Here is a 12,746-nt window from a genome sequence, read left to right as displayed (position 1 = left end):
CTACCGCCTACGCGTCCTCCGGCTCCTGGACCAGCTCGTCGGCGGCGTACGGGTGCACGTAGCGGTCCTCGCCGAAGGGGGTGAACCAGGTGCCGAAGCCGAGGACCGTCGGCTCGGTCGGGGTGTCGCCCGCGTCGTCGAAGAGCCACTCGAAGTCCTGGTCCTCGTAGACGCCGGCGGAGAAGGACTCCAGCGCCGCGGTGACCTCGTCGTCCAGCAGGCCGTACAGGTCGAGGGTGACGTGCGCCTGCTCCAGGAGGAACTTCAGCACGAGCTCCTCGGCCAGGCAGCCGAGCCGTTCGAAGCCGCCGTCGGTGAAGCGGGTGGTGAGGGCGATGGCCGTGACGAGGAAGCGGCGGGCGAACAGCTCGTCGTAGCGGGCGGCGTAGCGCACCGGGAGCTGGTCCAGGTGCCAGAGATGGCCCTCACAGTCGGCGACGTTGGTGTCCTCGTCGGCGAGGGCCTGCACGTCGTCGAACAGCTCGTCGATGAGCACCTCGGCGCCGTAGACCAGGGCGCCGGCGGCCAGTTCGGCGGCTGAGGGGCCGACACCGAACTCGTCGACGGGGTCGACGACCCCGAACGCGGCCGGGGGGAAGGAGCGCAGCCGTGCGGCCATGCCCCGGATCTCGGCCTCGGGGTCGTGCGTCTCCTCGGCCTGTTCGAAGGGCTCGTCGGCCTTCTGGGCGTGCTGGGCGCGCCGCGCCTGCGGATCGCTGGGCGGGGCGTCGGGCCCGTCGGCGGCCTCCAGGCTCTCCCGGGCGAGATCGGTGTGCAGCTTGACCTCGCTGCTCTCCACCACCCAGTCGGCGAGCACCTCGGACCGGTCGAGGACCTCCTGGGTCACGGAGCCGACCGCGTCCTCGGCGACCTCCAGCGAGGGTGCCTCGACGAACACGTTCAGCACCGCACCGCCGGGATGGACCCCGACGACGACGTCGAGGACGCCGACCTCGACCCCGTCGGGCCCCTCGACCCCGGCCACGGAGTCGAAGCCCCGCTCCAGCAGCGTCCCGGCCCCGATCCGGCGCAGCTCGTCCAGCTCGGGAGCACCTTGGGGTATGCACGTTTCCACGGTTACGACGTACGTCACGACGGCAAGCGTGCCAGCTCCCCGCGCGCGGATCGAGGTGATCGCGCAATCTCGTCACGCGGGGGCCCTGGCCCGGCCGTCCCGGCGTCGCGTCGGTGACGTCCGGGCGAACGCGAACGATCGGGCGGACCGCCGGCCGGCCGGCCCGCCCGGCGGCCCGCCCGGCGGCCCGGCCGGCGGTCCGGCGGAGGATCCGGCCGCGGTCCGGCGGAGGATCCGGCGCCACGTAGGCGGAGGTTCCGGCGGACGATTCGGCGCCACTCAGGCGCGCGATTCGCGTCAAACCGGCGTCAGGGGTACGTCAGGGGAGCTCCCGGGCACCGGGGGCGGGCGTAGCTTCGGCTCACCGCCCCGGCGCGAACTCCGCCGGAGCGCACGCCCGTTCCCTGGAGGAACCATGCCCCACGTCCAGTGCGGTGATCTGTACGGCGACGATCCCGAGCCTTCCGAACAGGTGCCGGCCGGACGGCTCTGCGTGCCCGTCCGGCCGGTGGCCCACGGCTGCGCCGCCCGCCTCTTCCGCACCCCCGTCGGCGCCCGTACGGCGGTGGCGTTCACGACTCCCGCGCGGCTGCGTGCCGTCCTCGGCGCCGACCAGCCGTGGACGTCGCTCTCCGAGCCCGCGCTGCGGGCGCTGGTACGGCCGCTGGGCATCGACGCCCTGGCCGTCGACCCGACGCTGACGGCACCGGTCCCGGGCGGGGCCGCCGTCCCCCGGGTCGCCGCCCCCGTCCGCCCCCTGACCGCGTCCGCGCGCTGAAGGGCGGCCCCGAGATGACCGTCACGCCGCTGCCTCCGGTCGCCGTCCCGGCGGGCGACCTGTCCGTGTGGCCCGCCAGCACCGAAGAGCGGCCCCACGGAGGCCTGTCCGTCGGCGGCGTGCCGCTGGACGAGCTCGCCGAGAGCCACGGCACCCCCGTCTACGTCCTCGACGAGGCCGAGGTCCGCGAGCGCTGCCGCACCTATCGGGACGCGTTCCCCGAGGCCGACGTCCACTACGCGGCCAAGGCGTTCCTGTGCCGCGCCCTGGCCCACTGGGTCGAGGAGGAGGGCCTCGGCCTGGACGTCTGTTCCGCCGGGGAGCTCGAACTCGCCGTCACCACCGGCTTTCCGCCCGAGCGGATCCTGCTGCACGGCAACGCCAAGTCCCCGGAGGACCTGCGGACGGCGCTGCGGCTCGGCGTGGGCCGGATCGTCATCGACAGCCCCGCCGAGATCGCGCGGATCGCCGCCGCCGTCGGGCCGGGCGAGCGGCAGCGGGTGCTGCTGCGGGTGACGCCCGGCATCAGCGCGGGCGGCCACGCCAAGATCCGGACCGGCTCCGACGACCAGAAGTTCGGGCTCTCGCTGCGGGACGGGCACGCCCAGCACGCCATCACCCGTCTGATCGGCCAGCCCCGGCTGCGGCTCACCGGGCTGCACTGCCACCTCGGCTCCCAGATCACCGACGTCAAGCCGTATCTGGTCGCCGTCCGCCGGATGGTGGGGCTGATGGCCCGCACCCGGGACGCGCACGGGGTGGTGCTGTCCGAGCTCGACCTCGGCGGCGGGCACGGCATCGCGTACCGGCCGGGCGACCCCGCGCTCGACCTGACCGCCCTCGCCCGCAGGGTGCGGTCCGAACTGGCCGAGAGCTGCGCGGGCGCGGGGCTGCCCGTGCCCCGGCTCGTCATCGAACCGGGGCGGGCGGTGACGGGCCCGGCCGGGGTCGTCGTCTACCGGGTCCTCGCGGTCAAGGCGACGCCCGAGCGCTTCTTCGTCGCCGTGGACGGGGGCATGAGCGACAACCCGCGCCCGGCGCTGTACGGGGTGCGGTACGCGCCCCGGCTGATCGGGCGCCGGTCCGGGGCGGCGGCCCGGCGGGCGACGGTCGTGGGGCGCCACTGCGAGGCCGGGGACGTCCTGGCCGAGGACGTCGTGCTGCCCTCGGACGTGCACCCGGGCGACCTGCTCGCGGTGCCGGTGGCCGGCGCGTACCACCTGTCGATGGCCTCCACGTACAACCTGGTCGGCCGTCCGCCCGTGGTGGCCGTCGCGGCGGGGACGAGCCGCCTGCTGGTGCGCCGCGAGACCCAGGCCGACCTCCAGGCCCGCGACGTGGGCCTGTAGGACCCCGGGCGGTGGGGCCCCGCCCGGCTCCTAGGCGGAGGTCCAGACCGTGCCGCGGGCCTCGTACTCCAGCATCGACTCCAGGCCGGTGGCGGCGTCGGAGCCGAGCTCGCGGTGGACCAGCCACAGGGCGAGCTCCAGGCCTGAGGTGACGCCGCCCGCGGTGACGAGGTCGCCGTCGTCGACGACCCGGGCGTTCTTGACCAGGCCGCCCTGGCCCTCCAGGTCGGCCTTGGCCTTGTGGTGGGTGGTGCAGGGGCGCCCCCGGGTCAGGCCGGCCGCCGACAGGAGCATGACGCCGGTGCAGAGCGCGGCGACGGTGAGTCCCGGGCGGGCGGCGGCCGCGAGGGCCCGGGGCAGGGTCCCCCGGTCGATCTCCGCCCAGACCCCCGGGCTGTCCCGCCGCGCGTACCCGCCGCCGGGGACGAGGAGGACGTCGGCCTCCTCGGGCGCCCAGGGCCGGACGCCGCGGACGGCCGTCCCGTAGGCGGCGGTGACGGAGCGCGCGCCGGTGGCGGAGACGTAACGGACTTCCACCGGGCGGCTGGTGAAGAAGCCCGCTCCGGAGAGGACCTCGTACGGGGCGGCGAAGTCGAGCTCCTCGACGCCGTCGAAGAGCGGGATGTGCACGCGCAGCGGCCGGTTCGGGGCGGGGGCGGGCGCGGCGGCGGGGCCGGAAGCGGCGCCGGCCGGTACGGCCGTGGCCGCGAGGGTGCCCGTGGCGCCGAGGGCGGTGGTGGCGCGGAGTAACTGCCTGCGGTTCATCGGAAGCTCCTGGGGCTGACGTGAGGAATGGGGCAGGTGGGGCAGGTAGGGCAGCTGAGGCAGATGGGGCCAGTCAGGTGGGAGATGCCTCTGGGTTCTCTGGGTTCTCTGGGTGCCATGCGTCCCATGTGTTTCGGGAAAGGGGTCGGTCCGTGCCGTCCGCGGGTTCCGGCGAATCCGTGGGAACCCCGGGGCGGCGCCCGCCGACTTCTCCCCCGCCCGCGAGGCGGGGCAGGGCTGAGAGGCAGGGCATGGGCGGACTGGACATACGCATGCGCGGGGTCGGCTGCCGCCATGGGCGTACGGAGGCGGTCGCCGACGTCGACCTGGTGATCGCGGCGGGTGAGCGGGTGGCCCTGACCGGCACCAACGGCTCCGGGAAGACGACGCTGCTGCGCGCGGTCCTCGGACTGCACCCGCACACCACCGGCACCATCGAGGTAGGCGGCCGCACGGCCCGCTCAGCGGCCGAGTGGGGCGTGCGGCGCCGGGCCTGCGCGTGGATTCCGCAGAAGCCGGCGGCGGGGCGCTTCCCGTTGCGCGGCGACGAGCTCCTGGCGAGCGGCGGCGCGCCCGTCGAGGCGGCCGAGGCGGCCGGGCGGCTCGGTGTCGGCGGGCTGACGGACCGGCCCGTGCACACCTTGTCCGGCGGCCAGTTGCAACGCATGTACCTCGCCCGGGCGCTCGGCTGCGTGGCGGCCGGAGCGCAGGTGCTGCTCGCCGACGAGCCGACCGCCGCGCTGGACTTCGCGGGCCAGGAGGAGGCCGCCGACGTGCTGGCGGCGCTGCCGGTGACGCTCGTGGTGGTGACCCATGACCGGGCCCTCGCCGCGCGCTGCGACCGGGTCCTGGAGATGGCCGCGGGGCGTCTGCGGGAGGTGCGGTGAGCGCGCTCGCGACCGCCGACCTGGGGGCACTGCTCGACCTGGTGCCGGTGCGGCGGGCGGGGTTCGCGCTGCTGCTCGCGGCCGTGGGGCTCCCGGTGGTCGGGGTGGTGATCGTCGGGCTCGACATCATGCCGGTGCGGTTCGCGATGATGCACGTGGCCCTGCTGGGCATCGCGGTCGGTCTGCTGACCGGGCTCGATCCGATGCTGTGCGCGCTGGTCGCCTGCGCGCTCTCGGGCGCGGGCGTGGCCCCGCTGGCCCGTACGCCGGACGGGCTCTCGGGCGCGATGGGCCTGTTGATGAGCCTGGCCATCGCGGGCGCGCTGCTCGTCCTCGCCGTGTCCGGCGTCAACGCCTCCGGGGCGTTCGCCCTGCTCTGGGGGTCGATCCTGTCGGTCGGCACGGCGGACCTCGTCGTCCTGGCCGCGCTCGCCGTGACCGTACCGGCGCTGCTGTGGTGGCGGCGGCGCGAGGTGGCGCTGCTGCTGTACGACCGGGAGCTCGCCCAGTGTTCGGGGGTGCCGGTCCGGCTGCTCACCACGGTGCTCCTGGTCCTCGTCGCGGTGGCGGTCGCCGGCGCGATCAAGCTCACCGGCGCCCTGCTCGTCGACGCCCTCACCCTCCTGCCCGCGCTGGCCGCGCGGCGCCTGGGCCGCTCGCTGCGGTCGATCGTGCTGTGGGCGGTCGGCATCGGCGTCGGCGTCAATCTGACGGGCTTCCTGCTGGCCCTGTGGCTGGACTGGCCGCCGGGGCCGGTCCTGGTCCTGACGGCGGGGTTCGTCGTCCTCGCCGTCCATCTCGTCCCCGAACGGAGAATCCGCCCATGGCGCGCTTCCGCGTCCGCACCACCCGCCTCACCCGACGTCTCCGCCTCGCTCCCGTCCTTCCCCTCCTCGCACTGAGCGCCGCCCTCCTCGTGACGTCGGCCTGCGGTACCGCGGACCCGGCCCCTGGGGCTGCCGACGACCACGCGGCACCCGGCGGGCACGGCAAGCCGGTGGTCGTGGCGACGACCACCTGGGAGGGCGCCTTCGCCAGGGCGGCGGGGGCCGAGGACGTCACGGTGATCGTGCCGCGGTCGGTCCATCACGCCCCCGACTACGACCCGAAGCCCTCCGACCTGGCGGCCGTCGCCGGGGCGGACTTCGTGCTGTACGCGCCGTTCGAGCCGTACGCCGCGAAGATCAAGGAGGCGGCCGGTTCCAAGGCGCGGCTCGTCGAGGTGAACCTCGACAACGAGCCCGGCAAGGCCGCCGCCGAAGTCGCGCGTCTGGGCGCCCTGTTCGGTACGAAGGAGGCTGCGGCGCACTGGAAGACGGGCCTGGACGCGGAGGTGGCGAGGCTGCGCGGCGAACTGCGCGCGGCCTGGCCCGGCGGCCGGAGCCCGACGGTCGTCACGCAGGTCTTCACGGGCTGGGCGGCCGGCCTCGCGGGCGCCACGACGGTCGGCACGTACGGCCCCGAGCCCGTCACCCCGGCCCAGCTCGCCGCCCTCTCCGCGAAGAAGCCCGCGCTCGTCCTCGACAACGCCCACATGTCGACGGGCACGGTCCTGCCCGACTCGGGTGCCAGGCAGGTGGAGATCGCCAACTACCCGGGTGAGGACCTCGACTTGCTGGCCGTGTACCGGGGTGCGGCGACGGAGCTGAGGAAGGGCATGGGCGGGGTGGACGGGTGATCCGCCCACCCCGGGAGCGGAGGGCGGGGGCCGTGACCCCCGCCCTCCGCTCCTCCACCCTCACGCCTCCGCGGGTACGGGCGCGAGCGCGGCCCGCCGGCGCAGTTCGCCCCGGTCGGGCTTCCCCGCGGCGGTGAGCGGCAGCGCGTCGATCAGCAGGAGCAGCTCGGGGTGCTTGTGGCGGTCGAGTCCTCGCGCGGTCAGGTGCGCGCCGAGCTCCGGGAGCGCCAGGGCCGCGCCGGGCCCCCGGGGGACGACGCAGGCGGCGAGGCGCTCTCCCATGAGCGGGTCGGGGACGCCGACGCACACCACGTCGCGGATGCGGGGGTGGGTGGCGAGTGCGCGTTCCACCTCGGCGGGGCTGATGTTGGCGCCGCCGCGGATGACGACGTCCTTGAGCCGTCCGACGACGTGGAGCAGGCCGTCGGCGTCGAGGTAGCCGAGGTCGCCGGTGCGGACCCAGCCCTCGGGGGTGCGGTAGCGGGCGTCGAGTTCGGGGGCGGCGACGTAGCAGAGCGGGGTCATCGGGCCACGCGAGACGATCTCGCCGATCCGGCCGCCGGGCAGCGGCTGGTGGGTCTCGGGATCGGCGATGCGGATGTCGGCGACCCGGGGGTCGGGTCTGCCGACGACGATGCCGGGGGCGGCCGGCGGCGGGCCGGCCGTCTCGGGCGCCGCAGCGGGGCGGGCGGGGCTCGTCGGCGTCGCCCGTCCGTCGATCCCCGTATGGCAGTTGACGCCGTCCGCCGACCCGTACAGGTTGACGACGGGGCAGCCGAAGGCGGCCGTGGCGGCCGTGGCGGTGGCCTCGTCGAGGGGGGCGCCGCCGAGGACGAGGGCGGTGGGGGCCGGCAGCGCCGCGGCCGGGCCCGCCGACTCCACGTGTTCGAGCATCATCCGGATCATGGTGGGGACGCCGAGGACGTGGGTGGGCGCGTGCGCGCTGACGGCCGCGAGCGCCGCCTCGGGCGTGAAGTGGTCGAGCAGGACGAGGGTGCCGCCGTGCCGGGCGAGGGTGACGGCGGTGCCGCTGGACCCGAAGGCGGAGGCCAGGGGGGCGAGGAAGAGGCAGCGGGGCGGGGTGGCGTCGGGCAGGAGGGAAGCGAGGAAGTTGCCCCGTCCGCCGGCGAGGGCGTTGTGCGAGTAGGCGACCATCTTCGGCGCGGCCTCGGAGCCGGAGGAGACCAGGATGCGGGCGGCGCCGTCGGGGTCGGGGCGGGCGGGGACGAAACCGGTGGGGTCGGTGCGGAGCAGCCTGGCCAGCGGAATCGTTCCCGCCGGTGTGGGGCCCGGCCCGGCGGAGATGACGTGCCGGAGTGCGGGCAAGGTGGGTGCGAGGGCCGACAGGTCGGCCGCGGGCGTTCGTCCCCGGTGCTCGGTGGCGGCGATGACCGCGACGGCCTCGGCTCGCCGCAGCAGCCACTCCGCCTCCGGGGCCGCCCGGCCGACGGGGAACGGCAGGGCGACGGCGCCCAGGGCGGCGAGCGCGAGATCGGCGACGACCGCGCCACGCCCGTCGGGAAGCTGGACCCCGACGACGTCGCCCGGCCCGACGCCGAGCAGTCTCAGTCCCTCGGCGAGACATCGGACCTTGCGGTCGAGCGCCGTGTAACAGAGCGCCCCTTTGGCGTCGATCACGGCCGTCCGGTGCGGGTCGGCGATCTGCCGGGCCCGGAACAGGCTGTACAGGTCGAGGTCGGGGCAGAGCCCCGCCACCGCCCAGGAGCGACGGAGCCGGGCGGGCAGCAGATCGTGCAGGACGACGGTCACGCGAAGCTCCAGGGGTCGGGAACGGTGGGCGCCCCGTGCCGGTCACGACCGATCGGGCCGGGCGGACACGGGGGAAGGGCGAAGGCACCCCCGGCGGACCCGCTGCCCCTGGGGTCGCCCCCCGCCGGCAACGCCCCCAGGTCGGTGACGACACGGGTGGCGGCGAGGCCGTGGGTACGGAGCAGGGCCAGGGCCTCCGTGGTCGGCAGGGTGTGGAGCGGGTACGTGGCGGCCGCGGCGGCGGAGGTGTCGGTGGGGGCGATCCGGCCGTCGGCGGTCGGGAGGGTGTCCCGGAAGCCGGCCGGTCTGCGCGGGGCGGCGCCCCGGGCGGCCCCGCGCAGGGCGGGGGCCAGGAGGGTGTCGGCGGCGCCGAGCAGCGAGGACTCCACCCGTACGCCGTGGCCGGTCCGTTCGCGCAGCAGGAGTCCGGCGAGGACGGCCTCGGTGCCGTGCAGGCCGCCGAGCAGGTCGAGCAGTGTCATCAGGGAGGGCACGGGCGGTTCGCCCTCCGGGTGGACGGCCTCGCCGACGCCGGTGCGGGCCTGCACCATGAAGTCGGTGCCCATGGGGGCGCCGGGCAGCCGCCCGCCCCAGCCTCCGGTGTAGGCGTACACGAGGCCCGGGTTGGCGACGCTCAGGTCCTCCGCTTCGAGGCCGAGTCCGGCGGCCTTGCCGGGGGCCCAGTTGTGCAGGAACACGTCCGCTTCGGCGGCGAGCGCGCGCAGTGCGTCCCGGTCGCCCGGGGACGTGATGTCGAGCTCGACCGCGTCCTTGCCCCGGTTGAGGGCGAGCCAGCGGGCGGAGACGCCCGAGCAGGCGGGCGGCATGCCGCGCAGCGGGTCGCCGCCCGGCGGCTCGATCCGGACGACGCGGGCCCCGAGGAGTCCGAGCAGGTGGGCGGCGAGGGGCGCCTGGATCCGGCGCCCGGCCTCCAGGACGGTCAGCCCTGCCAGCGGCCCGCCCGCGGACGCCGCCGCGGCACCGGGTCCCGGCACGGAGCCGCGCCGGTGCCCGCCCGGCCCGAGCGGGCGCAACGCCCACGGGTCGACCCCGCCGACCTCCTCCTCCCGGGCGCGTTCGGCGAGCGTCCGCAGCCGGCACACCTCGGCGCCCGAGCGGGCGGCGGCCCGGCGGATGTCCTCCACGCCGTGGGCGAGGGCGGTCGCGTGCAGGGCGGGCGGGAGGGGCGCGCAGGCGGTGGCGTACCGGAACTGGAAGGGGCGCCAGCCGGCCCGTATCGCGTCGGCGGGCGCGTCGAGGGCCCGCCAGAACGCGGCCCAGGCGCCCGGGTCCAGTGTCTCCAGCTCGAAGACGACCCCTTCGCGGGAGGTGAACGGCGGTCCGCCCGGGGCGAGTTCGACGGCTTCGGGTTCGTCGGCGCCTGCGGCGGCGAGGTACTGCGAGACGAGGAGGAGGCCCGTGCGGTCGGCGGCCGTGTCCACATGGCCGACGGGTGCGGTGCCGCGGGCCCGGCCGATCAGTGCGGCGAGCAGGCCCTGGACGGTGAGGACGCCGGTGGCGGTGGCGAGGAGGTCGACGCCCAGGCCGCGCGGGGTGCCGTGGCGGCGTCCGTGCACGCCCATCACGCCGGTGGCGGCCTGCGCGGTGGCCTCGTCCTCGACTCCGGAGCCGGGGGCACCCCAACGGGCGCGGGCGCGGACGGAGGGGAACCCGCCGCCCCCGAGGACGCACCGCGCCTCGCCGGTGCGGGAGCCGCCGGCGGACCACCCGGTCCTCTCGCCCTCGCCCTCGCCCTCCCCCGCCCCCAGTCGGCGCAGGTGGTCGCGGACCGCCCAGGTGAGCGCCGTGGGTCCGGCGAGCTCGAAGCGGAGCCCGTCGAGGGGCCGGGCGGGCCGCGGGTTCGTCGTCGCTGACGGCATGCTCGTCTCCTGGCGCGTCTCGGGGGCGGGGGCAGGGATGGGGAGGGGGGCGGGGCGCGGGAACCGGTGGGCGGAGGGGCCCGACCACTCCCACGGGCAGACAGTCGGACGCGTGTTCTGCCGAGTTCCCGGTGAGACCCGGTGAGAGGGGAGAGCAGTGACGGAGCCGACGGCCGCGACCGAGGTGGAGCGACTGCGGGAGCGGGTCGCCGTGTTCGTGAGGGAGCGGGTCTTCCCGTGCGAGGCACGGCTGGACGCGGGCGGTCCGGAGGCCGCCCGGATCAGGGCGCGCCTGCGGGAGGAGGCCCGGGAGGCAGGCCTGTGGGCGTTGCCGCTCCCGGCCGAACTGGGCGGCGGGGGGCTGCCCTTGAGCGACTACGCGGCGCTCGCGGAGGTGGAGGGGGCCAGTGACCACGGCCCGGCGGCCCTGGGCTCGGCTCCCCTCCTGGACGTGACGATGCTGGCCCGGCACGGCTCGCCCCAGGTGCGGGCCGCCCACCTGAAGCTGCTCGTCTCGGGGAAGCTCCGCGCCTGTTACGCCATGACGGAGCCCGACGTGCCCGGCACGGAGCCGGTCCTGACGGCGACGCGGGCCGAGCGGCGGCCCGGTGGCGGGTGGAGCGTGAGCGGGCGCAAGTGGTTCGTGTCGAACGCCCTGGACGCGGACCTGGTGACCGTCCTGGCCCGGACGAGCGGGGAGCCCGGCGACAGATCCGGCCTCTCGCTCCTCCTGCTCCCGACCGCCTCGCCCGGTTTCCGCGTCGTGCGCGAGCTGCCGGTGTTCGGTGCGACCGGGCAGTACGAGATCGCCCTGGACGGGGTGCGGGTCGACGAGGACCATCTGGTGGGTCCGCTGGGCGGGGCACTGGCGGTGGCGGGCGAACGGCTGCAACTGGGGCGCACGTTGCGGGCGTTGCGGTGGCTCGGACAGGCAGGGCGGGCCTTCGACCTGCTCTGCGGGCGGGCCGTCGCCCGGCAGGGCGTCCGGGGTCCGCTGGCGGGCCGCCAGCTCGTCCAGCGGCACGTCTTCGAGGCGCTGCTGGCCCTGCGTTCCACCCGGCCCCTGGTGTACGAGGCGATGGCCCTGGTCGCGGCCGGCCGCGACGCCCATGTGGAGGTGGGTCTGGCGAAGACGGCGGCGGCCCGGACCCTGCAGGACGTGGCGGACCGTGCCGTCCAGGTCTTCGGCGCGGCGGGTCTCGGCCCGGACACCGCGCTCCCCGCCCTGCTCCGCAGCGGCCGCACGGCCCGCGTCCTCGACGGCCCGGACGAGCTGCACATCACGTCGGTGGCGCGCAGGGTGCTGCGTGACCAGGGAACTTCCGGGGGTGTCCGTCCGTTCCCGTGGGCGACCTGACCGCCGGAAGAAGAGTGAGCACAAGCATGGCCATGGTGGGCCTGTTCTGGATCGCCGAGGGCGACGTGTACGTGGGCGCGAAGCCGTCCGGTCATGCGCCCGGAGTGCGTCTGACCCCGGAGGCGGTGGTCGGCCTCGGCGACGGGCAGTCCCGCCTGCACCTGTGGGAGGACGTGCGGGACCTGACGGTGTCGGGCGTCCCGCTGAACACGCTGATGCGGCAGGTCGGCGCGGTCAAGGACCTGGCCCTCGGCACGGTGCTGGAGCTGGCCATGGCCGGCGGCGCGGGCCTGGGGGGCGACGTGCCGCCGCTGATGACGGTCGGTGTGCAGACGGCCGACGGCGTCCACGAACTGATGGCGTACGTGGCCGCCGCCCGGGGCTACTCCCAGGCCGAGGCCGACCTCTCCCGCACGCTCCTGTCCCGGCTGACGGAGGGCGAGGCGACCCTGGAGACGACGCTGGCGACGATGGCGCAGTGGGGCCGCACGCGGGAGGGCGGCACCCCCCGCCGCTCGGAGCGCGAGGAACTGCTGCGGGAGTGGCTGGGCTAGACCCGGAGCCGGGGGCCCGTTCCGTCGGCCGCTGACGGGCGCGGCGAGCGGTGGCCCCCTGCCGAGACGGTCCAGCCGATGTCGTCGACGGCGGCGTCCGCCTCCGTGAGGACGACGGTGAGGACCCGTTCCCACGTGCCGTCCGTGGCCCATCTGGTCAGCCGCCGGTGCGCGGTCTGGAAGGACCCGAGCTCGCCGGGCAGCTCCCGCCAGGGCGAGCGGGTGCGGTACTTCCAGGCGATGGCCTCAAGGGTGCGGCGGTGGTCGGCCCACGGCCGCCCGTGGACCGGATCGGCCGGCATCAGCGGCTCGATCCGGTCCCACATCGCATCGGTGATCACGAGCCGGACGGACACGCCCGGTCAACCGGCCGACCCGCCCGGGGGACACGCCCTGCCCGGGACTCCACCCGGACACCACTCGGACGCCACCCGAACTCCACGCGCACGCCCCGCCGTCCGGCCCTGGGCCCCACCGACCCCGCCGCCGTTCGGCGCGTGGTCCGGTGACCAGACGCGACAGCGCCCCCACCCGGAAGGTGGGGGCGCTGTCGGTGGCAGGGGTGACAGGAGTCGAACCTGCGGCATCCGGTTTTGGAGACCGGCGCTCTGGCCATCTGAGCTACACCCCTCTGCGGGTGCCAGCATGCCATC

Annotated in this window: 11 protein-coding genes, 1 tRNA gene and 1 pseudogene; 7 read left to right on the top strand and 6 right to left on the bottom strand. The window is 76.0% G+C overall.

The window, feature by feature from the left end; genetic code table 11:
• Nucleotides 1-7: 7 nt before the first annotated feature.
• The gene (locus OG309_RS29715) at nt 8-1,093 is read right to left on the bottom strand and encodes a hypothetical protein (RefSeq protein ID WP_329425456.1); all 1,086 of its coding nucleotides are present in this window, start codon (nt 1,091-1,093) and stop codon (nt 8-10) included.
• Between the two features lie 397 nt (nt 1,094-1,490).
• Between OG309_RS29715 and OG309_RS29710 the strand changes: the two genes are divergently transcribed.
• Together OG309_RS29710 and lysA are read left to right on the top strand one after the other, a co-directional pair.
• Nucleotides 1,491-1,853 carry an SAV_915 family protein gene (locus OG309_RS29710; protein ID WP_329425454.1) on the top strand — a complete coding sequence of 121 codons (363 nt, stop codon included), beginning with the start codon at nt 1,491-1,493 and terminating at the stop codon, nt 1,851-1,853.
• Between the two features lie 14 nt (nt 1,854-1,867).
• Entirely contained in the window at nt 1,868-3,202 is a 1,335-nt protein-coding gene (gene lysA, locus OG309_RS29705; protein ID WP_329425453.1) for a diaminopimelate decarboxylase, read from the top strand.
• A 30-nt stretch (nt 3,203-3,232) separates the two neighbouring features.
• Here lysA and OG309_RS29700 read toward each other — a convergent pair whose 3' ends face one another.
• Nucleotides 3,233-3,967 carry a DJ-1/PfpI family protein gene (locus OG309_RS29700; protein ID WP_329425451.1) on the bottom strand — a complete coding sequence of 245 codons (735 nt, stop codon included), beginning with the start codon at nt 3,965-3,967 and terminating at the stop codon, nt 3,233-3,235.
• Nucleotides 3,968-4,218: 251 nt separating this feature from the next.
• Between OG309_RS29700 and OG309_RS29695 the strand changes: the two genes are divergently transcribed.
• Genes OG309_RS29695 through OG309_RS29685 form a run of 3 tightly spaced genes read left to right on the top strand, consistent with a single transcriptional unit; the run spans nt 4,219 to nt 6,532 of the window.
• Nucleotides 4,219-4,854 carry a metal ABC transporter ATP-binding protein gene (locus tag OG309_RS29695; protein ID WP_329425450.1) on the top strand — a complete coding sequence of 212 codons (636 nt, stop codon included), beginning with the start codon at nt 4,219-4,221 and terminating at the stop codon, nt 4,852-4,854.
• Complete coding sequence (locus OG309_RS29690; protein WP_329425449.1) at nt 4,851-5,756, top strand: metal ABC transporter permease; 906 nt, start codon at nt 4,851-4,853, stop codon at nt 5,754-5,756. Before OG309_RS29695 ends, OG309_RS29690 begins: the two co-directional genes overlap by 4 nt.
• Nucleotides 5,678-6,532 carry a metal ABC transporter solute-binding protein, Zn/Mn family gene (locus OG309_RS29685; protein WP_329425448.1) on the top strand — a complete coding sequence of 285 codons (855 nt, stop codon included), beginning with the start codon at nt 5,678-5,680 and terminating at the stop codon, nt 6,530-6,532. Before OG309_RS29690 ends, OG309_RS29685 begins: the two co-directional genes overlap by 79 nt.
• 60 nt (nt 6,533-6,592) lie before the next feature.
• On the opposite strand, the gene OG309_RS29680 is transcribed toward OG309_RS29685, so the two are convergent.
• Nucleotides 6,593-8,302 (bottom strand): class I adenylate-forming enzyme family protein, encoded by a 1,710-nt coding sequence (locus tag OG309_RS29680; RefSeq protein ID WP_329425446.1) that lies wholly within the window; start codon nt 8,300-8,302, stop codon nt 6,593-6,595.
• The gene (locus OG309_RS29675) at nt 8,299-10,182 is read right to left on the bottom strand and encodes a CoA transferase (RefSeq protein WP_329425444.1); all 1,884 of its coding nucleotides are present in this window, start codon (nt 10,180-10,182) and stop codon (nt 8,299-8,301) included. Before OG309_RS29675 ends, OG309_RS29680 begins: the two co-directional genes overlap by 4 nt.
• Nucleotides 10,183-10,339: 157 nt before the next feature.
• On the opposite strand from OG309_RS29675, the gene OG309_RS29670 reads away from it, so the two are divergent.
• Both OG309_RS29670 and OG309_RS29665 read left to right on the top strand, forming a co-directional pair.
• A complete protein-coding gene (locus tag OG309_RS29670; RefSeq protein ID WP_329425442.1) occupies nt 10,340-11,539 on the top strand; it encodes an acyl-CoA dehydrogenase family protein in 1,200 nt (399 codons plus the stop codon).
• A gap of 14 nt (nt 11,540-11,553) precedes the next feature.
• A complete protein-coding gene (locus OG309_RS29665) occupies nt 11,554-12,093 on the top strand; it encodes a hypothetical protein (RefSeq protein ID WP_329425440.1) in 540 nt (179 codons plus the stop codon).
• A 62-nt stretch (nt 12,094-12,155) separates the two neighbouring features.
• On the opposite strand, the pseudogene OG309_RS29660 reads toward OG309_RS29665, so the two are convergent.
• Both OG309_RS29660 and OG309_RS29655 read right to left on the bottom strand, forming a co-directional pair.
• Nucleotides 12,156-12,449: pseudogene (locus OG309_RS29660) on the bottom strand (transposase); the annotation flags it as partial.
• A 198-nt stretch (nt 12,450-12,647) separates the two neighbouring features.
• A tRNA-Trp gene (locus OG309_RS29655) sits at nt 12,648-12,724 on the bottom strand.
• Nucleotides 12,725-12,746 lie beyond the last annotated feature (22 nt).

It is taken from the genome of Streptomyces sp. NBC_01268 (assembly GCF_036240795.1).
Classification (GTDB): domain Bacteria; phylum Actinomycetota; class Actinomycetes; order Streptomycetales; family Streptomycetaceae; genus Streptomyces.
This window is presented reverse-complemented; position numbering and strand designations above follow the sequence as displayed.